Here is a 391-nt window from a genome sequence, read left to right as displayed (position 1 = left end):
CCTCCGGGAACACGTCGATGGCGGCGCCGGCCAGGTGGCCATCGTCCAGATGCTGGGCGAGGGCCGGAATATCCACCACCGTGCCGCGCGAGGCGTTGAGCAGGATGGCGCCGCGCTTCATGGACGAAAGCGCCCGCGCGTTGAGCAGGCCGCGCGTCTGGGGCGTGGCGGGCACGTGCAGCGTCACCACATCGGCCTGCGCCAGCGCGTCTTCCAGCGTGTGGGCGGGCATGGCCGAGCCGAGCGAAAGGCGCGGGCGGATGTCGTAGAACACCACGCGCATGCCCATGGCTTCAGCCAGGATGCCGACCTGCGCGCCGATATTGCCGTAGCCGATCACGGCCATGGTCTTGCCGCGAATCTCGAACGAGCCCTTGGCGGACTTCTGCCA

General features: G+C 69.3%; 1 protein-coding gene. It reads right to left on the bottom strand.

Going from position 1 to position 391, the window contains the following annotated elements; genetic code table 11:
* A partial coding sequence (locus tag AC1DCP_RS26620) for an NAD(P)-dependent oxidoreductase (protein ID WP_476774903.1) occupies positions 1-391 on the bottom strand: 391 nt, incomplete at both ends.

The sequence above is a fragment of the Agrobacterium sp. 10T429 genome (assembly GCF_056393925.1).
Note: the sequence above shows the minus strand (reverse complement) of the source record. Positions and strands in the feature narration are given on the sequence as shown.